The following is a 26,645-nucleotide window of genomic DNA, read 5'->3' on the forward strand; positions in this document are numbered from 1 at the left end:
ACCCTTAAGGCAAATGTACTACAATCAAAGTCTTACTCTTTAAGTCTTACTCTTTAAGGAAGGATTATGCCCACTCTTACTATCCAAACTTCAACCACTTCTTATCCTGTGGTTATTGATGAGTTTTTGCACAATGACACCTGCATAACATCCCAAAGCAAAGCCCTAATCGTTAGCAACCCAAAAATAGCTGGGCTCTATCTCCATAAGATACTACCAAAGATACAAGCACAAGAAGTGTCTGTCTGCATCGTACCAGATGGTGAAGAGTATAAAAATATGCAGAGTGTCGAGCATATTCTACAATGTGCCTTTGCCAATCGCTTAGATAGAAAGTCGCTAATGATCGCACTTGGTGGCGGAGTAATAAGCGATATGGTAGGCTTTGCTAGCGGGATATTTGAGCGAGGGATTAGCTATGTCTCAATCCCCACAACTCTGCTTGCACAAGTTGATGCATCTGTGGGTGGGAAATGCGGGATCAATAACGCCTATGGCAAAAATCTCATAGGGCTTTTTTATCAGCCAAGTGCGGTCTATATCGATACAGGATTCTTACACACACTCTCTATGCGTGAGATTAGAGCGGGGCTAGCAGAAGTACTAAAGGTCTTTGTCTGCTTTGATGAGCAAGCGTTCACAAAGCTAGAGAAACTAGAGCCACTAGAATCTAAAAGCGCGCTTTTAGATTCTAGTGCGCTTTTGCCCCTTATCCAAAGATCCATAGAGATTAAAGCCAAAGTTGTAGAACAAGATGAGAGAGAGAGCAATATCCGCGCCGCGCTTAACTATGGACATACTTTTGCACATATTATTGAGATGCAAACACACTATAAACGCTTCTTGCACGGCGAAGCAGTAGCTATAGGGATAGCTATGGCAAACACCCTAGCCCAGCAGCTTGGAAGTCTAAGTGCTGCAGATTCTAAGCGCATTAGCGCGGTGCTAGCGCGGTTTGGCTTGGATGGGAGCTATCGTATCAATGATATAGAAGCTTTCTATCAAGCATTTTTCTTGGATAAAAAATCAAGTAACAACAAGCTTCGCTTTATCCTGCCTGAAGGGATCGGTAGCTTTAGCCTACGCGATGATTTAAGTAAAGAGCAAATTCTCTCTTGCTTGCAGCATTATGCGCGCTAGATTTCTACTTAGAATCTATACTTCCAAAGTCGCTGGCTATTTAGCACTACGGATATACTGCTAGCACTCATCGCAAATGCCGCGATCATTGGATTTAGCAAAATCTGTGCTGGGTAGTAGAGCACACCGCACGCCAGCGGTATGCAGATACAATTATAAACAAATGCAAAGCCTAGGTTCTCGCGGATATTTTGTATAACTTTCTTAGATAGAGACATTACAAAAAGTATGCGCAATATATCATTGTGGTAGATGATAATATCTGCGGTGTTTTTGCTTACATCATTAGCTTCGGCGAAGCTTAGAGAGACATCTGCTGCTGCTAGCGCACCCACATCATTGAGTCCATCGCCTACCATCATTACAACCTTACCTTGCTTTTGAAGCTCTTGTATATAAGCTAGCTTATCTTCTGGCTTAATACCTGCTAGATAGCACATAACCCCTAGAGACTCTGCTATGCGCTTGGTGTTTTTATCACTATCTCCGCTTAGAATATGCGGTGTTAAACCCTTGTCTTTCAGTGCTTGGAGTAGCTCTTGTACCTTGGGTTTTAGGGTATCTTCTAGCGTGATTATGCCTAAAAGCTCATAGCTAGAATCTACCTTTTTCCCCAACAACACTTCTATATACCCCTCTTGCCCTTCTTGCGTGATTCGCTCTATCTGTCCTGCAAACATCGCTTGATTTCCTAGTGCGTAAGTGTAGCCACCCTTTATTGCTTCTATCCCAAACCCTGCCCGCACGCAAAACTCCCCAAACTCACTTGGCTTAATCCCTTGCTGCTGGACTTCTTGGATAATAGCTTTAGCGATGATATGCTCACTCCCCTTTTCTAGCCCAGCACTTAGAGCTAGGATCTCTCTCTCGCTAAGATTACATAGACTTTTTACCGCTACGACTTTTAGAGTGGCTTGTGTAAGCGTGCCTGTTTTATCGAACACCACATCACTAATCTTGCCAAGCTTCTCAAAACTCTGCGCTTGTTTAATGAATACTCCTTGCCTATTGGCAAGCGCAGTGCCTATCATGACTGCCATAGGCGTAGCCAGCCCCAAAGCACACGGACAAGAAATTACAAGCACGCTAATAAACACGCCAAAGGCAAAATCCACCCCCTCGCACATCCACCAAATACCAAACGCCACTAGAGCGACTGCGATCACCGCCGGGACAAAATATGCTGCAATCACATCTGCTAGCTTAGCGATAGATGGCTTAGAACTCATCGCCTCTTGCACAAGCGTGCCAAGTGCTCCTAGCGTGCTATGTTCGCTTGTGCTAGTAGCCCGCATAATAAAAGCGCGATTAGTGTTGATACTACCAGCATACACCCTATCACCTGCCCTTTTTTCAACAGGGATCACCTCACCACTAAGCATAGACTCATCAACGCCCCCTTCCCCATCATACACAATGCCATCTGCTGGGATCGTCTGCGCGGGGAGAATCCTTAGCTTATCGCCTATGCGGATTTCTTGGGGGGAGATTTGGCACTCTTTGTGCGTATCTATGCGTAGCACTTGCGAGAGATTGCCCAAAAGCAATGCGCGTATTACAGAGCTTGTTGTGTCTTTGGCATTTTGCTCTAAGCCCTTACCAAATAGCACAAAAAACAAAATCACACAAATGCTTTCAAAATACCAATGCGTGCGCCCAAGCAAGGCATTATGCACACTATACGCAAGCGCGGCAGTGGTGCTTATGGCAATGAGTGAGTCCATTGTAGGAGATTTGGCAAGCAGTGTCCTAAAGCCTTTGAAGTAATAATCACGCCCTAAATGCATACTTGCAAGAGCTAAGAAAAGCTGGGTAAAAAAATTCACACGCATATCGCTAAATGGTGCAATAAGAGCAGAATCTAGCAACATAGGTGCCATAGCAAGATAGAGTACTATAAGCGCACAAACCCCGCTTAATAGCACGCGATGTTTATGGAGAAAGTGTTGTATGCTAATGAATTTTGTTTTACGCGATAAATCGTAGATTACTTCACGCGTGCTGCGGTTACGCACCTCAAGTGTACGCTCTTGCACGCATTTGCAAGCCTCTGATTTCTCATCTACAATCCTAGAATCCTTTGTCAGCTCATTGACATTTATGGTATTCCCTTTAGAATCTACTTTTTCAAACATAGATTCTAGGGAAGCGGATTTTTCGCTTTCAAGCTGCTTGCTATCACCGCTCGGGGGCTCTAAGATTGTGGAGCTAGAATTGCATTTTATAAGCGTATAAGGAGATAAAGCTTGGGGCTTATTAACAAAGCGTAGCGATGAAGCCCGCGATTCTAGCCCGTGCGCGCAAGCCAAATTTTCTCCCAACAAAGCTGGCTTGTAGCCTAGCTTTGTGATAGCGGCAAAAATTGGCTCTAGGCTTTGGGAGTCCTGCAAGGTTAGGGTAGCGGTTTTGGCAATTAGGTTGATATGAATATCTGCAAGAAGATCTTTAGATTTTAAATGCTTAGTGATAGAGTTAGCACAAGAAGCACAAGACATACCATCAATAGCTATGGTGAGCTTTTGCATAGAGAGATCCTTATATAGCAAATATGACTTGAAACATTAGGCAATCGTACTAGATTCTAGCACAAGATCAATGCAAGCAATTTCACTAGGAGCTAGGAAGCGAAAGCTTGGTCCCCAAAATCCTGCCCCAGAGCTGACATAGAGCTTCGTATCTTTAGTGTGCTGATATAGTCCGTGGATATAGTGCTGATCAAGCCAAACAAAAATCGACATTGGGAAAACTTGCCCTGCGTGCGTATGTCCGCTTAGCACTAAATCAAAACCACCCACATCATAAAGCCTAGCAAATTTAGGCTGATGTGCTAGCAAAATACTGGGCTTGCTAGCATTTAGGCTCTGCCTAGCGCGCGCAAGATCTGGCATATACTCGCCAAAGTGCAAGCCCGCTAGGTCATTAACCCCAGCAAGATTAAAGCCACTGAGTTCTAAAGACTCATTATCTAGCACACGCACTCCACTTGATCGCATAAACTCCATTATAGGCACAATTCCGTGGTAGTATTCGTGGTTACCATTGACATAAAACACACCCTCTTTGCTACGAAGCTCTCTTAGTGCGCCAAGCTCTTTGCCAACTTTTGCTATATCATCATCAACTAAATCTCCTACAATCACTATGACATCGGCATTTAGCGCATTGATACGCTCCACAATACGCTCTAAAAAATCAGCCTTAAGGATGTGTCCAATATGCACATCACTAATCATTGCAATGCGTTTTTGCTGCTTTAGCTTAGGGAGCGGGATTTGGACATTGCGCACCTTTGGGGTACATAGGGCATTATTACGACTTGTGAAGAAAAAGAGAAAAAACAGTCCAAACACACTTAAATCGTTCAAGTTTTTTAACAACTTGCGCCGTGACGGCAATCTTGGCACTCTAGAATCTAGCTTGGATTCTGCTTTAGGCTCTAACATAGCCTGCCCCTTAGAATCTACTTGACTAGATTCTAGTAATCTACTCTTTAACCCCCTAGATAATGCCCTGCCACAAACCACCGCCATATCCACACATAAGCACGCTACAAACAAGCAATAAGTAACCGCCACACAAAACCCCAAAAGTCCATAGCTTATATCGTGGAAGCGCAGATCCTTTGCCACAATCCAGAATCCAACTTCACAAATAAACATCAGCAAAAGCGCGCTTGCAAGAGATTTTTTATACCGAGAAAACACCAACGAAGTGCGCGATAATCGCCAATAAATATAAATCTTGCTCCCTAGCAAAAATCCAAATATTACTGCGACAATCGCTAGAATCTTTAGTGTCATTGCTATTAAAGCTGCTTAATTAGCTCTTTGGTCTGCTCTGGGATTTGGTAGGTATTGTTCAATATCTCTAGACTAAAGCTTATGTCATATACTTCTGTCTGTAAGTTGGCGCGATTAATTTGCACAGGAGGGTTGATCACTACGCTTGTGTGCAAGGTAGAGAGCTGTTCCATAAGCCGCCACATATTAGCGACATTTTTTGTCTGGGTGGTGAAAACATAGGTAGTACTTTGTGTATGGTCATTTGCCTGCGTGGTGTGGCTAAGCTGTTTGACAGATTTTATGTCAAGATACTTAGCAATTAGATTCTCTATCTCTTGAAGGGCATTTTGATTATCAAGCTTTGAGAAAGAGTCGCGATTGTTTGTGATGAAATCTTGTAGGCGCTTGGTAGCGTTATCATAGCCCTTTTTGATTTCAGTGTAAATGATTTTTTCCCTGCGCTCTAGGATATATTGTGATTTAAAGGCGATGATCGTGGGCCAAAGCAAGTAGTTGAAAAACCCGAGAATCACACTGACATACAAAATACAAAAGATCAAATTACGAATAACCAAGTCCGTATCGACTTTATTAAAAGAGCGTGTAGCAGGGGCTTTCATCATATCTCCTATTCAGTGTCGTCTATAGCAGCTCGAGATTCTGCCTTTCTGGTGGCTTGAGTATGCGCGTGACTAATGGAGGTGAACTCATACCAGCCATTTGATAGCGCGTAGAAATTCACATTAGATCGTCCAAAGTTTGCCTTAAGCGGATCTTGCAAGGCAAAGTAGAAAAACTCCTTTGAAGGTGTTATACCCTTTAGCACGAGCATAGTATCGCTAATCTCTATAAAGTGCAAGGTGATTTTATCGGGTATAAGCTCTAGTAAATTATGCAACTTATCACGACGAATATTGTTTTTATCACTTCTTTGATACACAAGCGTAGCTTCAAATACAAGCCGCTCAAAGTACTCATCAATATCGATGATATTTTGTTGCAGGATTTGCTGGCTGGCTCGATACTCTTGCGCGCGCTTTGTAGAGACAGTAATCTCCCTTGCCACAAAGCTATAAAACCCAAGCAAAATCACAATCGTAAGCGCGAAATACAGCCACCAAATCTTAGTGATCTTGGCAAAGATGTGCTTGGTCTTATGGCGAGTAAAACTTAGTGCCATTATCTTCCTTTAAGCTCTCTTTGCGCAAATTCTATCAATACATCAGGGAGATCAATGTCTCTCTTCACCATCTCTAGCATAAGCTCCTTGGCGATAAACTCGTGTGCTTGATCACTTAGCTTGCACGCATCAAGCAAGATGACCTTATCAATAAACTCGCCTTGATAGAGAGGGTTTTGATAATACTCCTTGATCGCATCAGCGAGAATCTTACTAATAACTCTCGCTTTTGGCATATCATCATAGACAATTTTTGTCTCATCAAGATTGGGGATAAACATATCTGTCTGCAAATGCTCTAAGCTTGGATCTAGGGCGATTTTAGCAAACTCATCAAAGTCATCGTCTAAAGAAAGCTCATCAAAATTCTTTAGCTCAATATCTGGTCTTTGCTCCTCTTTATTAAGCATAGGCACTTCACCCTCAGCGATAAAAAACCCACTAAAAGTCGCCACGCCCTTATGCACCACCGTAAGGGCAATATTGCTCCGTTGCAAAAACGCATAGACATTGTTACCTAAAGTTGGAATATCGTGGGCATTTTTATCAATAAACAAAAACGGCGAAAACAAAAAATCTACCCCGCCAATCACATCATAGCGTCGCAAATACTCCTTAATCATCGATCGCTTGGCAAACACACGGATCGTATCGCTACTGCTAATCTCACACTCACTCGCCCGAAGATTCCCAGCGAAAAAATCCCTAGAATCTTTCCGTAAGACTACACCCTGCGAGAGTGTCTTAATCACCGCGCTCACATAGGTAAAAGGATAGCTATGCTTATATCTTCTTATAAGTTTCACAGCCTCCATTGGGATTTGGTTTTCAGTAGTTTTAAACTCTTTTGTAAGGGATTCTACTTGCTTGTCTCGCTTGATTCTTATGATTTTTATCGTACAAGTGATCGCATCAATATTGATTGCGATAAACACTTGGCTAAAAAATGGCGACACCATCGAAGTAAAAAATCCCATACACCTACCCTTGTATGCGTTGCATTTGTTTTTTTACCACTTCTCTTGCTTCTTCTAGGCTAAGACTCGGATCTAGCGCGAATCCTTCGCTCATATAATAGCATATTTTCCCAAAAGGTAGTGGTAGCAAAAACCTATCCCAAGTCCCAAACTCATAGCGCAAGCTCGGCACTACACGACACACGCTAATCTTTTTACCCGTTTTTTGTGCCATCATTATCACCCCATCAGCGATATGATGATAAGGTCCCTTTGGACCATCGACAGCTATGCCCACATCTTTGCCCGCTTTAAGCCCAGCAATGAGCTGCAAAAGCGCGCGCACGCCGCCTTTATGTCCAGATCCTGTGCTACCTCTCACACTCTCAAAGCCAAAGCACTCGCACATTTTGGCAATGAGCCCTCCATCAAAATGATTGCTTGATAAGATATAGATATTAGGGCGGCGTCGAAGCTTACGATAGAGCATAGGGAGCATAAGAATCTCACCGTGCCAAAAGGCTAGGATCGTATTTTCACACTGCAAACTCTCATCAATAAAAAACCGATTGCGACTTGTCGCATACAAAATCCACACCACCATCCAGCCGACCCTAGGGACGATGGCTTCAATAACCCTGCGCTTCCAATTCATCAATTTCGCGCTCTAGCACCTATATGCTGGAAGAAATAGTAATGCTTGTGATCGTATCATCTTGTTTAAGGCTATCTAGCACTGCTAGACTCTGCTCATCTTCAATCTGCCCAAAAACTGTGTGCTCCCCATCTAAATGTGGTAAATCCACAAAGCATAAGAAAAACTGGCTCCCACCTGTGTCTCTCCCAGCATGTGCCATAGAGAGCGCGCCTCTTTTGTGGCGATGTGGGTTCCCCTTTAACTCACAGGCGATCCTATACCCCGGACCTCCTGTGCCATCACCCCTAGGGCAGCCTCCTTGCGCGACAAAGCCAGCAATCACGCGGTGGAATGTAAGCCCATCATAGAATCCATCCCGTGCGAGTGCAGCAAAGTTGCTTACCGCCTGTGGCGCACTCTCCCCAAAAAGCTTCACAACAATCATACCCTTATTTGTCTCTATCCTAGCATACGCACTAGAATCTAGCTCTTCTTGCGTGGGGGCAAAAGTTTTTAACTCTTCCATAGTAAATCCTTTAGTGTAAATATGCTAGAATCTAAAGCTTTAGCATATTGTTTAAGCATCCATATATGTCCATAAATTATGTCAATGTGGTTTTGCAACATTAGATTCTAGCGAGTTTGTCCTTACTAGAATCTAAAATCCAGAGAATCCTTAAAAGCCAAGCATTGTGGCTTTTAAGAGACTATATGCAACATTATGAGAGTTATGTTCTTAGGGAGTAAGGTGGTATTTATGTCCAACGATTTATTTATGCAGTGGGGCAAGAGATGCACTAGACTTGTGTTTTGTGCTGTGATGGGGCTATGCTTTATCTCCAATGCTTCAGAATCTGATCTTAGCGACCCTTTGGAAGCACAAAAAGAATCTCCAAAATCCGCAAACCAAAACGAGCCAGAATCTAGCCAAATAGATAGAGTGATTACGGAAGTGGGAAGTATGGACGACTTTTTAGCTGTACAAAAAAAATTCCCATGGATACGCTCTGTGGGACTTATAATGGTCTCCTTTGATGATGGAAGCTTCCGCAGTGGATTTGGACTGCTACTGCCAAACAATCTATTTCTAACCTCTGCAGAACTTGGACATAATGCTAGTGCTTATCCTAAAAACACCTTGCTAAAAATGCGCGATGAGAGCGCGGGAAATCTCATCTGTATAGCAGAATTGCGCCTAAAAGCCCTTGATAAAGTGCAAGGCTTGAGCCTTTTTGAAGTCTCTGGCTACACTGATGACTACTGCAATCTCCGCTCCCAAAGCTACTACCATAGCAAGATTCTCGCCCATAATGCCTACGATATTACAAGCACAAAGCCCATGCGCACGAGCGACTACTACACCGTTACCACGACTTTTAACAACCCAAACATCAGCATAATCACGCTGAAAAACAACGCCAAGCAGCTCCCTATAAAAAATGCGCAGAAAATCATTTTTGGGCGACCATTCTTCGCCAAAGACGGGCAGCTACTTGGTGTGGCCACTATCCCTAGGAACGCCACTGCACCCATAATTGTAAGCTACAAGGAGATTAAAGACTTTTTATGTGGTATTGATAAAAGTGGATTCTATATCAGCAGTTTTGTGCAAGATCTCTGCCGCAAACCCAATGCCACAAAAAAGGCACGCTAGATTCTAGCTAGTAGAATCTAGTCATACCATAGTAAAGCCACTAATGTCTAACACTCAGGCATATCAGGCATAATTGATACACCAGCACTAAAGTTTTATGATACAATCACACTAAAGACACAATTTTCTTTAAGGATAGACAATGAGCAAAAGTCTTTATCAAACACTAGAAGTCAGTGAAAATGCAAGTCAAGATGAAATCAAAAAGGCTTACCGCAAGCTAGCACGCAAATACCATCCCGATGTCAATAAAGAAAAAATCGCAGAAGAAAAATTCAAAGAAATCAATGCTGCTTATGAAATTTTAAGCGATGAACAAAAACGCAAGCAATACGACCAATTTGGCGATAGTGTGTTTGGCGGACAAAACTTCAGCGATTTCGCGCGTGCACAAGGTGGAGCTGCTGGGCTTGATGAGATTTTAAGCCAGATTTTTGGCGCGCGAGGGGGCTTTAACTTTGGCTTTGGTGGCGCGGGATTTGGGGGGTTTGAGCAGGATTTGGATATACAAGCAAGCATACGCATACCCTTTGAGCTCTCTATCACCGGGGGCAAGCATAGCATAGTGCTCGAAGGCGAGCAGATCGCTATGAAAATCCCCGCTGGCATAAGCGATGGCAAAAGTATCCGCCTGCGTGGCAAAGGACGCACAGGGCGTAGTGGTAGAGGGGATTTGATCCTAAAGGTGCAAGTAGATTCTAGCGCGCTGTATGAGCGAAATGGCGATGATATTACTCAAGACTTTGATCTCCCGCTAAAAACAGCACTTTTTGGTGGCAAGATAACAATCCCCACCTTATACAAAGAAGTTACGCTAAAAATTCCACCTAATACCAAAAACGCGCAAAAATTCCGTGTCAAAGAACTAGGCGCAAAAAACCTAAAAACCCAGACCCTAGGCGATCTTTACTTGCGTGCTAACATTATCCTGCCTAAGCTAGAATCTCTCTCAAAGCCCTTGCAAGATCTCTTAGAGCAAGAACTAGAGATATAAGGAGTATGCAATGTATAGCTATGATGAGCCTGTATATCTCATTAGTGTTGTAGCAAAAATCCTAGAAATCCACCCCCAAACTCTACGCCAATATGAAAAAGAAGGCTTGATTGAGCCGGGTAGGACAGAGGGGAAAATGCGCCTATACTCCCAGCGCGATATTGATAAAATTAAGACAATTTTGCGACTCACGCGCGACTTGGGCGTAAATCTTGCGGGTGTGGATATTATCCTACGCTTAAAGGAGCGACTCGATGAGTTAGATGGCATTATTGAGCAGCTACGATCTAGTGCAAACAAAGACAATAGCGTGACCATTAAACAAAGCTCGTATGAGTTGATGATATTTAAGGGTAAATAAATGTGCAGTGGGGATTTTATGGACTTGGCTTTGGGCAAGCAGTGTGGCAATATCGCAAAAATTATGCAAGGTGTAACCACTGCTAAAGCTACTAATCTCTCCCGGTTTTTGCAAGGCAACCACAGCTCCATCATAATGCTTAAAATCTTTAAAGAAAAAAGACGGGGACAGAACTCCTGCCACAAACAACTAGTGCTAGAATCTAAACATTTAGATTCTAGCACTATAACCGCGCCATGACCCATCTAGCCGCTCTTCTACGCCCACAAACCTTAGCTGACTTCCTAGGGCAAAGCCATCTGCTACACAAAAACGCTCCCTTATGTCGCGCTATAGCAGCAAAGCAAATGCCACACTGCTTTTTCTATGGACCTCCGGGCAGTGGGAAGACGACTCTAGCAAGACTTATTGCCAAAGAGTTAGGCGATGTCTTTCTCCCCTTTAATGCCACAAAATTTAAGCTAGACTCCCTGCACAGCGCGCTTAAACCCTATGAGCAATCACTCATTACCCCGCTTATTTTCATCGATGAAGTACATAGACTTAGCAAACCCCAGCAAGAAGCCTTGCTGCCCATTATGGAAGAGAGAAGTGCTATTGTGCTAGGGGCTAGCACAGAGAACCCTTTCTACACGCTTACAAATGCGATCCGCTCGCGCTCTTTGCTTTGTGAGTTTAAACCATTGCAGGCAAAGGAGCTAGAGGAGCTGCTTGGGCGCGCACTTAGGGAGCTTAGGATAGAAAAGATAGATTCTACCTTTGAAGCCCTAGAATCTAGCCAAACACAAATGGATTCTAAGAATTACCACGCATTGCTTAGCGACAACGCTCACAATGACAGAAGGAACACAAGTAGTGAAAGTCTGGATGCTAGCTTTTCTAAAGAAAATACCCAGAATCTAAACGAGCCAACACAGGACTCAAATCCAACACCCAAACTAACAAAAGTGGATTCTAGGGATGAGGCACAAATTCTCAACGAGCCAGCAAAGGATTCTAGGATTTGCGATGAGAAATCTTTGCTTTACGAGTGCGTGCAAGGGCGCATACTAGAGGTATGTGACCGCAACGCACGCGACGCAGTCAAAGATTTATCGCACAAAGCCCAATCCACCAAGCAGCAGCTAAAAACCATCACCCAAGAAGCCTGCACCTACCTCATCTCAAGCAGTGGTGGCGATGGGCGCGCTATGCTTAATGTCCTAGAAGTGCTAGCCCTAAGCGATACGATCACCCTAGAAGATGTCAAGTCCTTACGCCCCGTAAGCTTAAATGATGGCACAAGCGAAGATGACACTCACTACAACCTAGCCTCCGCGCTCATTAAATCTATCCGCGGTAGCGATGTTGATGCAAGTATCTACTACCTAGCAAGACTGATTGCCGGCGGGGAAAACCCCGAGTTCATCGCTAGAAGGCTTGTGATTCTAGCGAGTGAAGACATTGGCAATGCCAATCCAAACGCCCTAAACCTAGCCACTTCCACAATGCTAGCGGTGAGCAAGATCGGCTACCCAGAAGCGCGCATAATCCTAGCCCAATGTGTCATCTATCTAGCCTCCTGTCCCAAAAGCAACACTGCCTACAATGCCATCAATATAGCACTAGAAGCCATAAGCCAAGGTGAGATCTTGCCCATAAGTCCGCATATCCTGCCTAATTCCAAAACCTACAAATACCCCCATAATTTTGGCGGCTATGTCAAGCAGCAATACCTACTAAAGCCACTGCAATTTGTCAAGCAAACACAAAAAGGCTTTGAGAAAACACTCAACGAGTGGCTAGCAAAAATCCACCAAATTTAGAATCTACTATAATCACTGCAAACAAAAACAAGGAGTGTAGGTATGAAAGTATATAGCTTTGACATTGGTATAGCGAGCATTGGCTGGGCAGTGGTGGAAGATAGCGAACTCAAAGATTTAGGCGTTAGAATCTTTACCAAAGCAGAAACTCCCGATAAAGGAGAATCCCTAGCACTACCTAGAAGAAATGCTAGAGGTGTGCGAAAACGACTAGCTAGAAGAAAGGGGCGACTCAACACCATAAAGCAGTTACTTTGCAAGGAGCTTAAATTAGAGCTACAAGATTATCTAAGCACTGATGGTGAACTACCAAAAGCCTATACAAGCTCCAAAATAGCACCGCTACAATCTCCTTATGAGCTACGCACCAAAGCCATAGATCAAAGGCTAGATTCTAGTGATTTGGCACGCGTCATTTTGCATATTGCAAAGCATCGAGGTTATGGCAATAAACACGCCAAAGAAAGCAAAGATGCAGAATCTGGCAAGGTCAAAAAGGCAATAGAAGAAAATCGCAAAATACTAGAGCAAAAGGGATATAGAAGTGTAGGCGAGTATCTCTACAAGGAGTTTTTCGAGCGAGCAAGGGTTGGCACGCAAGAGTTTAGCAATGTCCGCAACAAAAGAGACAATTATGAGCACTGTGTAGCACAAGATATGCTAGAAGATGAGCTTAGGCTAATCTTATCTAGGCAAAGAGCATTTGGGCAAGAGCTAAGTGAGACATTTGAAGCAAGACTTTTAGCGAAGATTTTTGAGCAACGCCCATTAAAAAGCTTTGCAGATAAAGTTGGGAAGTGTCAATTTATCCCAGAAGAGAAGCGCGCACCCAAAGATTCTCCAAGCGCGATAGAGTTTGTAGCACTCTCACGCACAATCAATACCCTTATAAATCTAGCCAAACAAAGTGGAGAGATCTACACTAAATCCACTATCTCGCAAGTCCTAGAAGCCACTTTTGACAAGGGCGAAATAAGCTACCGCAAATTACGCGAAATCATCAAGCTAGATGAAAAAGTAAGATTTAGAGATCCTAGGCTAGATTATAGCAAGGGATTACAAGAAGCAGAAAAGGTCAAATTCCTAGAATTTAGCCAGCTAAAGGCGTTCAAAAAGGCTTTAGGAGGGAGCTTTAATCAGCTTGCAAGAACAAAGCTAGATACAATAGCAGAGCATATTGCATCAATCAACGATCCTATGCAGCTTAGCCAAAAGCTAGAAAAAGAGCTACCAAGCCTTAACAAAGAACAAACACAAGCTCTAAGCAATCTTAGTTTTTCTAAGCATATTGGCTTAAGTCTTGAGGCTTTAAAGCAGATTCTGCCATTTATGCGTGGGGAGCGTCAAGCACGCAGTGACGATAGTCTTATCGGCATTGATGAGTGCGGAGAGTGCCAATGCTTGCGCTATGATGAGTCCATAAAAAAAGCAGGGTTAGAGCGAAGCAAAACTGAAAAGGGGCAGATGCTCCCCCCACTTAATAAGTTTGAGCCACATTTGGCAAATCCTGTTGTAGCAAGAGCATTGGCAGAGTATAGAAAGGTGCTAAATGCTCTTCTTAAAAAGTACGGCAAGCCCCACAAAATCCATATAGAATACGCTAGAGAAGCCACACTGACTAGCACAGAGCGGAAAAAGCGCGAGAGAGAGCAGAGAGAAAACTATAAAGCAAATGCAAATGCGCGCAAGCAATGTGAAACAATGGAGCTTGAGCCCACAAGCACCAATCTCCTAAAGCTAAAGCTATGGCAAGAGCAAGGAGAATTCTGCGCATATAGTGGGGAGAAAATCACACCCACCCACCTACAAGACCCCACCGCCTTGCAAGTAGATCATATCTACCCCTACTCACGCAGCTTTGATGATAGCTATATGAACAAATGCCTAGTCTTTACAAAGGCAAACCAAGAAAAGGGCAACCGCACGCCTTTTGAAGCCTTTGGAGCAGACTCTGCCAAGTGGGGTGCTATCACAGCCCTAGCCCAAAAGCTCCCGCACAAAAAACGCCGCAGAATCCTAAACACAGCCTTTGAGAACAAAGAAGCGGGATTTAAGCTACGCAATCTTAATGACACAAGCTATATCGCGCGTCTTGTAGCAGACTATACTGAAACATATTTGGAGTTTTTGCCCCTAGTTGAAAATGAGAATACCACGCTTGGCAAGGGAGAGAAAGGGAGCAAAAAGCATATTGTCGTGGTCAATGGCGCGCTTACTGCCACTATGCGGCATTATCTAGGCTTTGCTAGCAAAGATAGAGACAACCACCTGCACCACGGGCTTGATGCAGTGATTATTGGCTTTATGAATGATAGTGTGATACAGGCTTTTGCAAAGTTTAAGGAAAATCAAGAGACAAGCAAAGCCGCCTACTATGCCCACACACTAAGCAAGGAGGAGTATAAAAAACAGCGAGCTTTTATCAACCTCCCAAATGGTGAAAACTTCCGAGCAAGTGTGCTAGAGAAGCTAGAATCTATCTTTGTCTCTAAGCCTCCTAGACTAAGGGCTAGAGGAGCATTGCACGAAGCTACCTTCTACTCGCCAAATGACCCTAAACTACTTAAAAGCTATGGCGGGACAAAGGGTGTGGAAAGGGCATTAGAACTAGGCAAGATTAGAAAAGTTGGCACAAAGATTGTAAGCAATGGCGCGATGGTGCGTGTGGATATTTTTAGACATAAAAGAAGCGGGAAATTCTACGGCGTGCCTGTTTATACAATGGACTTCGCGCTAGGGATTTTGCCAAATAAGGCAGTTATTGTTGGCAAGGATAAAAGTGGCGTGATTAATGATTGGCAAGAGATGGATGCTAGCTATGAGTTTGCATTCTCACTCTATAAAGATGATGTGCTCCTAGTGCAAAGGAAAGAAATGGAAAAGCCAGAGCTGTGTTACTTTGTAAGCTTTGTTTCTAGCAATGCACAAATCAATGTAGCCAAGCATGATAATAAATTCTCCACACTCACAGAGAACCAAAAGCTACTTTTTAGCAATGCCACGCAAGAAGATGTATCTGGCAAAAGTATTGGTATCCAAAAACTGCAAGTCTTTGAAAAATACCAAGTCTCAATCCTAGGCGAAGTAGCAAAGTCCCCCTTCTACCCACGCCAAGCCATAGCCCTAAAGCACACAAAACCCATCACCCAAAGGAGTAATGATGGGCTATGATGAAGCCTTTAGGAGTGTGCTAGTTAGCTCCCCAGCTAAGCTTAGCCTGCAGGCAAAGCACCTTGTCCTAGCCCAAGAAGACAAGCAAGCAAAGATATTTCTAAAAGATATTCACTCGCTTATCCTAGAATCCCAGCAAATCACCATCACCTCCGCCCTGCTCTCTGCTTTGTGTGCGCATAATATCATCGTGCTAACTTGTGATGACACTCATCATATCAATGGCATTTTGCACCCATATTTTGGGCATTTCCAGCAAGCCAAAGTCGCTAGAGAGCAAATGCGTGTAACCAAGCAGAAGCGATCTATCCTATGGCAAGCGATCATCAAAAACAAAATCACCAACCAAGCCTATGTCCTAGCAGCGCACAAGAAGCACAAAGTAGCCAAAGAACTGCTAGCTCTAGCAAGTGGCGTTACCCTAGGAGATTCTAGAAACTTTGAAGCAGTTGCAGCAGCCGCGTATTTTAAAGCTCTCTTTGGAGATAACTTCACTAGAGAGCAACTATGCTTTGCCAACTCTGCGCTTAACTATGGCTATGCAATTGTGCGCGCTTGTATCGTGCGCAATGTCTGCATTAGTGGGCTTGTGCCGTGGCTAGGTATTAAGCACGACAATATGTATAATAGCTTTAATCTCTGCGATGATGTGATAGAAGTATTCCGCCCGTGGGTGGATATGCGCGCCCTAGAGCTCAACTCCCCTGCAAAAGATCTAGCACTAGAGCAAGGAGACAAAAGGGAGCTTATTGCTATCTTGCAAGCAAAGGCTTGCATAGATGAGCAGACCTACCCACTTAGCAGGGCGATTAGCCGATATGTGCAGAGTATCAAGGGGGCATTACTAGGGGAGCAACGACTAGCAAAGGTGAGCTTTGCGCTATGAGTGTAGGCAGTGAAGAGCCAAGAGAACCACAGGTTGCAGATAAGTTTATGCGCGTGTTGCTAATGTTTGATGTGCCTACCAAAACCAAAAAGGAGCAAAAGCACGCCACAAAATTTCGCAACAACCTAATAAAACTAGGCTACTTTATGATGCAATTTAGCGTTTATATGCGTATATGCAAGGGCATAAGCTCGGCAAAAGCCTCTATCAACGCAGTTAAGATGATCCTACCACCTTGTGGCAATGTACGCGTGCTACTCATCACAGAAAAGCAGTTTGATGCTATGGAGATCCTTTTAGGAAATCCATCGTTTAATGAAGACATAAATACCCAGCACAATCTCGTGCTATTTAATTTTGATGAAAAAATTGGCGATTATGAGTATAGAGAATCTAACCAAAGTCAAAACACAAAAGCAAGTCAAAAAAGCAATAAGAGCGGCGAGCTAGAATCTAGCACCACTACACAAGCAAAGAAACCAAGACAGCCAAGTCTCTTTGAATTCTAGGGGTTAGTTTGGGATATGACTTACCCTGCGGAGGACCCCAAACCTCCTTATTTTAGTCCCTTTTTAAACTGCCTATAAGCACGAAATCAAGGGTTTCGCACTTTATAAATCCACTCTAGCTGCGTGCCACAGGGCGACAGAAAAGAAGATATTCTACCACACAGCAGTTTAAAAAGGGACTAAAACGTATTGCTAAGCTTTATGATGAAGTTTGTGAATTCTACCACACAGCAGTTTAAAAAGGGACTAAAACAAGCCCCCACTGATATTGGTGGTGATGCGAATTCTACCACACAGCAGTTTAAAAAGGGACTAAAACGCCCTTAGCGTGCTTACAAATAAAAGCGCGATTCTACCACACAGCAGTTTAAAAAGGGACTAAAACTGCACTGCAATTGCTATTGCAAGTCCAAAAATTCTACCACACAGCAGTTTAAAAAGGGACTAAACCCATTACTACTGCTTTTAATCATTCCGTACGCACCAATTCCACCTTTGATTGAAGAGACATTTTCTAACCTCTTCTGGGGGTCATTTGCACTAGGATTTGAAGCGCCTTTACCAATTTCGAAAGTTTCTGTTGTCTTTACACCTGAAATCTGCTTCGTTTTGTCATCATAAGCTTTACCAATTTCAACAGTTATAGTTTTTTTGTCGGAAGACGTTTGTGCTTCTTTAACAGAAACATACACCGTTCCACTCGTACCGACAATATTCATTGCACCACTGTTAATATCTTTATTCGTAGTACCGCTGATATGAACAGCGTTGCCAGGAGCATTTTGATTACTGTTCGCCTCATCCAAGGTATTTATGTTCACATCGTAGTAATATGAAATGTAATAGTCTCCAGTTCCAGTGTTATAGTCCTTACCACCAACTCCTAGGACAAAATATTGATAGGTATTTTCAGTATACTTGTTGAATCCAAATACAAGCCCAGCCTTACTGGTGGTCAAATCAGCTACCTCCAACTTTGCCACAATTGGGCTACTAGTACCCGTCACACTGAAAGATATTCCAAACTGCTTAAATGCGCGGACATACTTGTCACTTGAATTGTCTTGTTCCCACACTTTTTTAGTTTTTTCGTCTGTTGTCCAGTTGGGATTTCCAGAATCTACACTCTGCTTACATCCGATTACAACCATGGAGAGCATAACGAGTAATGCCCCCCAGCACACCTAATTTGCGCTTATACATAAAATTAGCTCCTTTGCCTTGTAGCGTATGGGTTTCAGTCTTTGTAGACTTTGGCATAAGGTCTAATCTTCTAGCTGCTGTTTGTCAAGGTGTAATCCTTTTTTTGTCAAAGTTTGGTTAAGAGGGGATGTGCTCAAAAGAGCCACAGTGTTTTTTCAATTTTCTGTAAAGTATAGAGTGTTGACAAAATATTTTTTCTTAAATACAATATTCAACAAATATTATACAATGACCTAAACAAGTAGGATATTGCATATCGGTAAGGAGTTTTTATGAAGAAGATTTGCGTGATTGCCGCTCTGTCAATCTTCGTGTTGGCTGGTGTCAGCGCAGTTGGAAAAAAGGATTCCGCTGCCAGTGCTGCGGAAAAGCCTGCGGCCTTTGACATGGACATTACGAATAATTCCTTGGCCATCAGCCCCAATGAGGATCTTGCCATCGTTTCATACAGCAAGATTCCTGGAATAAAGGTGTATGATTTGAAGGGACGGAAGCTCATTGCCGAGCTTTCTGAATTCGTCACCCCTAGGCATATTGCATTTTCAAAGGATGGTTCACGGTTCTATGTTTCCGACAGTTCCTACGGCTCAATCCGAGAATTTGACAGCGCTACCCGCTCTCTCGTCAAAACCTATCCCTTGGAGCAGGGTGCCTTTGGATTTACCTTGACCAACGATGGCAAGAGGATTTTCTGCAACAATCAGGCTAATAGCACTGTTACAGTAATCAACCTGGAGACTGGCGCCATCGAAAAGGTTATCGAAGGATTCAGTCGCCCTCGGCAGGGAATCGTTGTGGACAGCCAGGATGCCTTTGTGTATGTGACCAACTTTGAGGGAAATGATGTCCGTGTTGTTGATACTACCACACTGGAGATTGTAAAGACTCTCGCTGGCATTCCTGATGTGCGGGCCATTTCCGTGGACAAGGACGGCAAGTATTTGTACGGAGCCTCCAGCAGCGAGGACACCATCAATGTGGTAGACATCGCTACCGGTGACTTGGTGACATCCATCAAGGTGGGAAAGGAGCCTTATGGCTCAAAGCTGTCCCCTGATGGAACCCTCATTCTTACAGGAGAGAAGGTGAGCAATCAGGTCAGTGTCATTGACACTGCAACCTATCAGGTGCTGCGGGTTATCACCGGACTGAATGAGCCTCGGCAGGCCATCTCCTATAGCGCAACACCGGGACAGGCCTATGTGCTCAACGCAGACCTGAGTGTTACAATCATTGACTATGCAAATGGCCAGATTGTTGCCAACATTCCGGAATAAGCCGATATAAATTATAAAAAAGGCAGCCCTATGAGGAATGGGGCTGCCTTTTTTTATGCGTGAAGGGCTGGGCTTTGAGATGACTCACTCAGCGGACACAATTCTTGGTTGCGTCGAAACCGCTTCATTCTGCGGAGGAGGACTCAAATTCCTGCTGGATTGTATCCGCCACCCGCTGGATGCGAGGCTGCCGCCTTTCCTCCAGCGGGTTGTACAAGACGGAATTCCGCAGGGTCAGGCAAAGGATGATGAATTCCCTCTGCTCCAATGCTGTATACTATTCTACCACACAGCAGTTTAAAGGGACTAAAACTACTTACCACACAAACTCAAAAACTCCCTTGTATATGAGAATTGCTCCCAAATATCTGGACGATCTTTTTTGATGATAGCGCATTCTCTCTCTATCCTTTGGGCTAAGTATTGGGCAATATCTGGGGCTTGCAGAAGTGCTTCTATAAGCGTGGATTCTGTGAAGGCAAGTTGCTTTGCCCTTGCTAAAAGTGCGCGCGTAGATTCTATATAGCTTTGTGCTTTAGCTCTAGCTTGCTCTAGGCTACTACTTTTAATAGGGGGGGGGCAGCACATACTAGATAAAGCGGGTGGCTCTCATAGCCTTCTACCACGATAGATTCTAGCTTGTGGATCGGATGGGACCACCGCAGGAGTTTAGATTCTATATTTACAGATGCATCAATCTCAGCACTTGAGCCATCTGCTAACCTTGAGAGTGTAGAGAGTCCAAACACTTCTCCATCAATATGAAAAATATAAGGGAAGCACCTAGGGAAAGATGAGCCTTTGATCACGCTTTCTTCATCATTAGAGTAGTTTGTATAGCCAAAGCGATCGCAGAATTTCTGCATAGTGCTTGACATATTTGCATCATCAATATCTTCCATACTAAGGTAGCTCACATCACTTGTGATATGCTCCACAAGCTTGCGCTGGGAGCTAAAGGATATCATCAAATGCGAGATATTTTTGACAATCTCAAAGACTAGCGCATTTGCGTCTTTTTGGGTGTGTATGGTTGATATAATATGTAGCATTGTGGCATTGACATTGCTTTTGACAATGCCAATGGGATCGCGTACGAGCTGATACACAGGCACGCGCTTTGTGCAAGTAGCTAGAATCTTGCTCGCATCGTTATTTAGCGGAGACTTATCAAGCACTAAGCCATCAAACTCACGCCAGAACACAAAAGGGCGGAAATTCTCATAGGAGAGAATTTCCATAGGCTTTGCTTGACACCTAGAGAGATAGTGCTTCACCGCTGTTAGTCCCACGCCATGCCCTCCTAAAAGGATATATTTGTAGCGACTTTTATGAGGGAGAAGGTTTGTTAAGCTAAATAGCTTTTGCGTACCGGGAAAGCGATCATAGAAATACCCCCAACGCCCGCCTTTCATGACCTTTATCATATTTCTAACTCTCTGTAATACTCGCATTCTCGCTCCTTACTTAGATTGAATTGCTACTAGGATTTGTCCGACTTTTTCATCGATAGCACCTAGCGTGGTGTTGTCAATTTGCAAGTGTGCCTTTGGCTCATCGTATTCTATATCTACACCTACGACATTTACTAGCTCGCCTTTAAGGGCTTTAGAGTAGAGCTGCTTTTGATCCCTGCGCATTAGCTCTTCATACGCACAAGAGATATAAATCTCAAGGTAGTTAGGAAAATGCCCCCTATTATATTGATAGATTTCATCAAACATCGAAATGGTACTTACAATGGTTATGACCCCTTGCCTAGATAAAAGTCTAGCAAGATCAGCACGCTTTTTTGCCACGCTAATGCGCCCTTGCTTATCATAGCTATATGCCCCTAGCACATCGCGCAGCTCATCGCCATCAAGATATACCACATTAGAGCCAAAATCTCTAAGCCTTACATAAAGCTCTTTACAAATAGTACTCTTCCCGCTCCCAGCAAGTCCTGTAACCCACACTACAAGCCCATAGAAGCTAGCCTTGCACGCTAGCGGAAGCTTACTGCCACACACATCTTCATAGATTTTTCTACCTACTTGATTCGCACTAAAAGCGATAAAGTAGTCATTAGCGAAGTGCTTTTTGTTATAGCGTAGGGGCTTACCTGTTTGGATACTTATCACCGCACCCCCACTTTGCTCAACAATCACTTGAGACGCCGCGGTATCCCACTCCTTTGTGCCATTAAATCTTGGGTAAATATCCGCATCTCCGCTAGCAAGTGCGCAAAATTTCAGTGATGATCCAAGCTTGATACTCTCTAGTCCATAATGCGCGATAAACTCTTGCGTCTGCGCACTTGAGTGGAATACTGAGTCGCACGCAAGCAAGCTAGATCCTAGCCCCGCTTGCTTTGCTCTATTGGTGCTCTCTCCACATAGCTTGTCCCCAGAATCTAGCCTAAAGCTATGCAAGGCAGTGGAATCTACTTCATAACTCCTTGCGCCAAAGCCCTCTAACCCCACATATAACTCCTTTAGCGCAGGTGCATACACCACACCTAAAATCGGCTTGCTGTGATAGATTAGCGCGATATTGATACTCCAGCCTGTGAGATTAGCAGCAAAATCCTTTGTGCCATCAAGGGGATCAACTAGCCAAAAATACTCCGCATTTACGCGTGCTTCATACTCTAGCACCGCTTCTTCAGAGCAAACTTGATAGGGAGAGATTTGCATAAGTGCTTGGGTGATAAAAGCATTTGCCTCTAAATCTGCTTTGGTAACAGGCGAACCATCGGCTTTCACTCTAGTTTCTTTGCTACAAGCTAGGGCTATCTCTCCTGCTTGCACAGCAATTCTAGCGACTTTATCTAGTAGCTCTTGCATCACACGCCTTTATCTGCAAGTGCTTGTATATCGCGTAGCGGTATAGCTAAATCGCTTGGCATATCCACCTCCAGCCAGCCCCCATCAATCTCCACAGCTTGCGCGTTATCAAAAGTATCTATAAGAGCTTGTAAAAAGCTTGTCATATACATATTAGCAAAGTCCTTGCCATCATAGATTCTGCTTCTATCAAGTCCATCATAGAAATCTAGCATTTGTGGCAAAAAGTCGTGAGAATATGCAAAAAGCCCCATATACTGCCCTTGTATCTCATCTAAGCTTTTAGGCTTTTTACCTAACTCTATGATTTTGCCATTGTGGATTTTAAGACTCTCAGCATCAAGTAGCACATCACTAAAGCGCATTTGCCAAAGTCTCTGCCACTGCTTATCTACTGCGATTGCCAAAGGCGCACTACTTTTGCAAAGCTTTTGCACACAAGGAGCAAAGTACACAATATCCGCATAGGAGATAAGCAAGTCTTGTTTATCTTTAACACAACCATCTATCCACTCTCTAGCACAGAGCATTGTCTGCACCATATTGGTGCTAGCATAGTTTAGGTTCTTGTACATTATGCGAACGTTATGCTTGCTTAAATAAGATTCTAGCACCGGATACAAATACCCACCAACTACTGCTATTTCATCAATGCCACAAGCTAACATTGCTTCTATTTCATAGTCTATGATAGCCTTGCCCGCATACTCCACCATACATTTTGGCTTATCTTTAGTGAGTGGCATAAGTCTTGAGCCAAAGCCCGCTGCTAAAATAAGTGCTCTCAATTTCTCTCCTTTAGTGTGTGCAAAAAGCTCTGCCACAGCTCATCATACTCCATACCCCCGCTTCGCTCAATATGCCACATCATACCAAAGATAGGTAGCTCCCTATGCCTAAATGCTTCTACGCTTGCATCACTAGCTAGGGCGATAGATTCTAGCTCGCTAGACACGGATCGCACGCAGTAGTTATGAAAGGAATTAACCTTGTAACTTCTCCCTTGCACTTCTATACTATGCTCTCCTATATGCCCCTGAAGTGGCACAATCTCACAGGAAAAATACTGCGCGATCATCTGCGCCCCACGGCAGACCCCAAGCACAGGCACGCGATGCTTCACACAATGCTCTAGCACTGCCATCTCATAGCTATCGCGCTTTATTGATAGCTCATCATTACAAAAACACGCTAAATCATTCCCACCGCTAAGGATCACGCCACGCACAAAGGGCGCATATTGCGCAAATGAAATATGATAAGCAAGAGGCAAAGGCAAATAGCTAGTAAGATTACGCGCGAAAAACTCCCCCCACTCACTCGCCAAACACTCGCGCACTTCTTTGTGGCTAGATTCTACAAGTCGTTGTGTTATAGCAATAAACATTACAGACACACTATCTGCTGGGCTTGGCAGTCTATTTGGATTGTGGAGGCATTAGCATATGCTTGATATGCATGCTCTCCCACGCCAATCACTGCTGGGATCTGCAGCTCAGAAGCACGGATCGCCATATGGGAGTTGCTCCCACCATAGCAAGTGACAAAGCCAGCAATACCTTTGGTAAAGAGATAATCATAGCCCGGATCAGCTGACTCAATAAGCACGATAGAACCTTGTAAATTTTGCTGTGTAGCAGAATCTAATTTGATGACTTTGCCTATGGCAAGTTTTTGCGTGATGAAGTTTGGTATAACCTTGCTTGAGAAAAAGGCAAAAACTTCTTCTGGCTTTGTGATAAGTGGTGGGAGCTTTAGCGCGCAAGTAAGGTCGTATTCTTGCTTATTTGCGGCAATTTCTTGTAGAAATCGCTCCTTTGGACTCTCTTTATATAAGCTTGCATACAAGCTCAAAATACTTTTAATATCCAAATGTGCCATATCACTTACTGAGATTTGCAAGCTCTCGCCTAGCTCTTTGATATAGCTTAGAGCTTTTGAGAGTAGCTTAGAGAAGGCAAACTTCACGCTCTCTCGCCCCTCTATGGCTTGCTGCAAAAATATGAGTAGATCACTAGCGCAAATCTCTAGCCCATGTTCTTTGAGCAAAAAGTCTAGCGCGCGAAGCCGATCATCGCTTAAAAAGTGGTGGTTAGGTGCTGGTCTCTCTTTAGCAGATTTGTCCAACGCACTAGAATCTAGCTTTTGTGTATTTGTATGAATTGCTTCGCTACGCTCGCAATGACTAAAGGAGCTATCATTGCAAGCTAACTTGTCAGCGTGGTTAATCCACTGCGGTGCTGTCATCGTGGAACTTACTTGGCAAGGCGGACAATCCATAGAATCTAGGCTTTTAGATTCTAGCTCTATTTGCTCAAGTTGGGCTTTGTGGCTTTCAGTAGCGCTTGGGGATTCTAGGATCGCGGAGCTAGAGTCATTTGTAGCCCCAATGTGCTCAAGGTGCGCCCCTCCTGTTTTACAGCCAAAGTAGTAGTCAAACCCCTCATCATACCTAGGTGAAGTAATATCATAGCTCCCTGCGCGCAAATGCCCGTAGCGCGCTAAGAATTCTTCTAAGCCATCTTCTTGCAAATGCGTCATATCCTTACTTAGCTGCTTGGCTTGCGTATTGAGCGAAGCTAAAAAAATCTGCATCTCTTTTTCAGTTAAAAAGCCTATTTCTACAAGTGAGCGTAGTATCTGCATAGCGATAAACGCCGCCCTAGCCACCCCAGCAAAGGGTAGCGTCCCAAATCTCTTGCACTCTTCTAAAAGCCAATAAATCTTGTCATAAAGCGAGAGATTAGAATCCACTATCGCGCTATATCGGCTCTCAAGCTTTTGGGACTTCTCTAAATCTTTGCGATAGAGCCCAGAGTCTGGGGCTAGCACAGAATTGGTAAGATTGAGCAAGGCAAACTCCACACGCTTTAGCTCATTGTCATTAAATCCGTGCTCAAGTAGCTTGCGTAGCCGATTTGGCGTGGAGAAATCATAGCAAGAAAACACAATGTCAAACTCGATTTTATCGTGAGACTCTGGAGTGGATTCTAGGGCTTGTAGATAGTAATCCACAAGCTTTGTGGCAATATCTTTGTCCAAATGCTTTGGGATAAAGGAGTTAAAGCTCACGCGCACATCAATATAAGGTATGCCTAAAAATGAGTGCATAAGAGGATGGGAGCGTAAGTTTCTATACCCATAATTATCGCGCTGGTAAGCCCACACGCCATCTGTTACAATCTCTTTATACAAGCTAAGTGCTAATCGTTTAGGCTTTAGCCCAATGATTTCTGCTGGATTCCAGTCAGGCATCACGCCAAATATCGCCTTTTCTCCAAGCACATTTGGGTGGGGCGCGCTTAGGGCTTTTATGCGTTTAGAGAGTCGCTCTAGTGCGCGAGGGGTGATCATCTCATACAAATCACGCTTGTGCTGCATAACAAGTGGGCGCACCTGCAAGCAGTAAAGCTCCTCCACACGCTCGCTAGAATCCTTGACAAACGCAAACTCCACATCTAAACTTCTACAAGAAAAGATCAATTCTAACTCACTAATGAGTGCCACCACCCTAGCCATCAAAGGATCGCTACAAGGCGCGCCACGATACTGCACGAAATTGAGAATAGCATTGGTGTTTCCACTTGTTACGCTTGCATTATCGCCGCTTGTATCATAGCTTATGCAAAAATACGGCGCGCTAGATTCTTTATCCACACTAAAGCCCACGCCACATAGTGCGATAGAATCTAGCATAGGCTGGATTAAGATTTCATCGCTAGACTCTGGCATAGAAGCCCCTACCTGCTCTATGGCTTCTAGCAGGGCTTTGGTATCGCTTGCAGAGATATTGGCTAGGCTTAAGAACGCCCCGGCATTAGAAGTGCTAACAGTATCTTCGCTCCTAGAGCTAGATCGCACGATAAGCTTCTCACATCCTAACTCTGCAATACGAGCTAGGAGACTATCTTGTGAAGCGGCAAGCTCATCGCGTGAAGTGATCACTAAGGGCAGGACTTTGGCACTACGAAGTCGCCCATATAGCTGCTGTAATGTCCCCGCCTTTGTGCCAAACTCCACTGCCATCTCCGCTTATTTTGTAAAGTAAAAGCGGATTCTAGCAAAATCTTGCAAAATTATTAGATAAAGTTTGGACTTAAGCGAACTGCAAGCTAGCTAGTCATTAAGCGTGCTTGTGTTATTATGCCCCTAGCAAGACTACTTAAACACAGCTTAAAACAAAAGGTAGCCAATGATTACGCAGCAAAATTTACAAGAAGTGCTAGAGATTTTGGGCTTTGAAGCTCTCTCTACGGGGGGGG

22 protein-coding genes, 3 pseudogenes and 1 CRISPR repeat array are annotated in these 26,645 nt (G+C 43.9%); of the genes and pseudogenes, 11 read left to right on the forward strand and 14 right to left on the reverse strand.

What is annotated here, in order from left to right; genetic code table 11:
* Positions 1 to 66 precede the first annotated feature (66 nt).
* The gene (gene aroB, locus IKB69_RS02095) at positions 67 to 1,140 is read left to right on the forward strand and encodes a 3-dehydroquinate synthase (RefSeq protein ID WP_290945621.1); all 1,074 of its coding nucleotides are present in this window, start codon (positions 67 to 69) and stop codon (positions 1,138 to 1,140) included.
* An 8-nt stretch (positions 1,141 to 1,148) separates the two neighbouring features.
* Here the strand turns inward: aroB and IKB69_RS02100 are convergent, their stop codons facing one another.
* The 7 genes from IKB69_RS02100 to IKB69_RS02130 are packed head-to-tail and all read right to left on the reverse strand — an operon-like array spanning position 1,149 to position 8,221.
* A complete protein-coding gene (locus IKB69_RS02100; protein WP_290945623.1) occupies positions 1,149 to 3,665 on the reverse strand; it encodes a heavy metal translocating P-type ATPase in 2,517 nt (838 codons plus the stop codon).
* Positions 3,666 to 3,701: 36 nt separating this feature from the next.
* Positions 3,702 to 4,940: a metallophosphoesterase gene (locus tag IKB69_RS02105; protein ID WP_290945625.1), complete on the reverse strand. Its 1,239-nt coding sequence runs from the start codon at positions 4,938 to 4,940 to the stop codon at positions 3,702 to 3,704.
* 5 nt (positions 4,941 to 4,945) lie between these two features.
* Positions 4,946 to 5,545 (reverse strand): hypothetical protein, encoded by a 600-nt coding sequence (locus tag IKB69_RS02110; protein WP_290945627.1) that lies wholly within the window; start codon positions 5,543 to 5,545, stop codon positions 4,946 to 4,948.
* Between the two features lie 5 nt (positions 5,546 to 5,550).
* On the reverse strand, positions 5,551 to 6,102 hold the full coding sequence (locus IKB69_RS02115; RefSeq protein ID WP_290945629.1) for a hypothetical protein: 552 nt from the start codon (positions 6,100 to 6,102) through the stop codon (positions 5,551 to 5,553).
* Positions 6,102 to 7,079, reverse strand: coding sequence for a hypothetical protein (locus IKB69_RS02120; protein ID WP_290945631.1), 978 nt, complete (start codon positions 7,077 to 7,079; stop codon positions 6,102 to 6,104). Before IKB69_RS02120 ends, IKB69_RS02115 begins: the two co-directional genes overlap by 1 nt.
* 4 nt (positions 7,080 to 7,083) lie before the next feature.
* Complete coding sequence (locus IKB69_RS02125; RefSeq protein WP_290945661.1) at positions 7,084 to 7,713, reverse strand: lysophospholipid acyltransferase family protein; 630 nt, start codon at positions 7,711 to 7,713, stop codon at positions 7,084 to 7,086.
* A 19-nt stretch (positions 7,714 to 7,732) separates the two neighbouring features.
* Positions 7,733 to 8,221 carry a peptidylprolyl isomerase gene (locus tag IKB69_RS02130; RefSeq protein WP_290945633.1) on the reverse strand — a complete coding sequence of 163 codons (489 nt, stop codon included), beginning with the start codon at positions 8,219 to 8,221 and terminating at the stop codon, positions 7,733 to 7,735.
* A gap of 231 nt (positions 8,222 to 8,452) precedes the next feature.
* On the opposite strand from IKB69_RS02130, the gene IKB69_RS02135 reads away from it, so the two are divergent.
* From IKB69_RS02135 to IKB69_RS02180, 10 genes and pseudogenes are all read left to right on the forward strand, one after another.
* A complete protein-coding gene (locus IKB69_RS02135) occupies positions 8,453 to 9,349 on the forward strand; it encodes a hypothetical protein (protein ID WP_290945635.1) in 897 nt (298 codons plus the stop codon).
* Positions 9,350 to 9,491: 142 nt separating this feature from the next.
* Complete coding sequence (locus IKB69_RS02140) at positions 9,492 to 10,343, forward strand: DnaJ C-terminal domain-containing protein (protein WP_290945637.1); 852 nt, start codon at positions 9,492 to 9,494, stop codon at positions 10,341 to 10,343.
* A gap of 10 nt (positions 10,344 to 10,353) precedes the next feature.
* Complete coding sequence (locus IKB69_RS02145) at positions 10,354 to 10,704, forward strand: helix-turn-helix transcriptional regulator (RefSeq protein ID WP_290945639.1); 351 nt, start codon at positions 10,354 to 10,356, stop codon at positions 10,702 to 10,704.
* Positions 10,705 to 10,944 (forward strand): hypothetical protein, encoded by a 240-nt coding sequence (locus IKB69_RS02150; protein ID WP_290945641.1) that lies wholly within the window; start codon positions 10,705 to 10,707, stop codon positions 10,942 to 10,944. It abuts the gene before it with no gap.
* A pseudogene (locus IKB69_RS02155) lies at positions 10,941 to 11,393 on the forward strand (AAA family ATPase); the annotation flags it as partial. The gene IKB69_RS02150 and the pseudogene IKB69_RS02155, both read left to right, overlap by 4 nt.
* Positions 11,394 to 11,846: 453 nt before the next feature.
* Positions 11,847 to 12,509 (forward strand): annotated as a pseudogene (locus IKB69_RS02160) (recombinase RarA); the annotation flags it as partial.
* A 42-nt stretch (positions 12,510 to 12,551) separates the two neighbouring features.
* Positions 12,552 to 15,680, forward strand: coding sequence for a type II CRISPR RNA-guided endonuclease Cas9 (cas9, locus tag IKB69_RS02165; protein ID WP_290945643.1), 3,129 nt, complete (start codon positions 12,552 to 12,554; stop codon positions 15,678 to 15,680).
* Positions 15,670 to 16,566: a type II CRISPR-associated endonuclease Cas1 gene (gene cas1 / locus IKB69_RS02170; protein WP_363240086.1), complete on the forward strand. Its 897-nt coding sequence runs from the start codon at positions 15,670 to 15,672 to the stop codon at positions 16,564 to 16,566. The genes cas9 and cas1 overlap by 11 nt, the downstream gene beginning before the upstream one ends.
* Positions 16,563 to 17,075: a CRISPR-associated endonuclease Cas2 gene (cas2, locus tag IKB69_RS02175; protein ID WP_290945647.1), complete on the forward strand. Its 513-nt coding sequence runs from the start codon at positions 16,563 to 16,565 to the stop codon at positions 17,073 to 17,075. Before cas1 ends, cas2 begins: the two co-directional genes overlap by 4 nt.
* Positions 17,076 to 17,225: 150 nt before the next feature.
* Positions 17,226 to 17,526: a CRISPR direct-repeat array (repeat unit 36 nt; unit sequence ATTCTACCACACAGCAGTTTAAAAAGGGACTAAAAC).
* Between the two features lie 1,024 nt (positions 17,527 to 18,550).
* A complete protein-coding gene (locus IKB69_RS02180) occupies positions 18,551 to 19,555 on the forward strand; it encodes a cytochrome D1 domain-containing protein (protein WP_290945649.1) in 1,005 nt (334 codons plus the stop codon).
* A 312-nt stretch (positions 19,556 to 19,867) separates the two neighbouring features.
* On the opposite strand, the gene IKB69_RS02185 is transcribed toward IKB69_RS02180, so the two are convergent.
* The 7 genes and pseudogenes from IKB69_RS02185 to IKB69_RS02215 all read right to left on the reverse strand — a co-directional run bounded on the left by IKB69_RS02185 (position 19,868) and on the right by IKB69_RS02215 (position 26,409).
* Entirely contained in the window at positions 19,868 to 20,143 is a 276-nt protein-coding gene (locus IKB69_RS02185) for a DUF2972 domain-containing protein (protein ID WP_290945651.1), read from the reverse strand.
* Positions 20,107 to 21,009, reverse strand: a complete 903-nt coding sequence (locus IKB69_RS02190; protein WP_290945653.1) for a hypothetical protein — start codon at positions 21,007 to 21,009, stop codon at positions 20,107 to 20,109. Before IKB69_RS02190 ends, IKB69_RS02185 begins: the two co-directional genes overlap by 37 nt.
* 9 nt (positions 21,010 to 21,018) lie before the next feature.
* Entirely contained in the window at positions 21,019 to 21,567 is a 549-nt protein-coding gene (locus tag IKB69_RS02195; protein WP_290945663.1) for an adenylyl-sulfate kinase, read from the reverse strand.
* 84 nt (positions 21,568 to 21,651) lie between these two features.
* Positions 21,652 to 22,383 (reverse strand): annotated as a pseudogene (locus IKB69_RS02200) (3'(2'),5'-bisphosphate nucleotidase CysQ); the annotation flags it as partial.
* A complete protein-coding gene (locus tag IKB69_RS02205; protein ID WP_290945655.1) occupies positions 22,383 to 23,171 on the reverse strand; it encodes a phosphocholine cytidylyltransferase family protein in 789 nt (262 codons plus the stop codon). The pseudogene IKB69_RS02200 and the gene IKB69_RS02205, both read right to left, overlap by 1 nt.
* Positions 23,168 to 23,770, reverse strand: coding sequence for a gamma-glutamyl-CDP-amidate hydrolase (locus IKB69_RS02210; protein WP_290945665.1), 603 nt, complete (start codon positions 23,768 to 23,770; stop codon positions 23,168 to 23,170). The genes IKB69_RS02205 and IKB69_RS02210 overlap by 4 nt, the downstream gene beginning before the upstream one ends.
* Positions 23,770 to 26,409, reverse strand: coding sequence for a PEP-utilizing enzyme (locus IKB69_RS02215; RefSeq protein WP_290945657.1), 2,640 nt, complete (start codon positions 26,407 to 26,409; stop codon positions 23,770 to 23,772). Before IKB69_RS02215 ends, IKB69_RS02210 begins: the two co-directional genes overlap by 1 nt.
* Between the last annotated feature and the right edge of the window lie 236 nt (positions 26,410 to 26,645).

It is taken from the genome of Helicobacter sp., from assembly GCF_017502485.1.
Classification (GTDB): Bacteria; Campylobacterota; Campylobacteria; order Campylobacterales; family Helicobacteraceae; genus Helicobacter_B.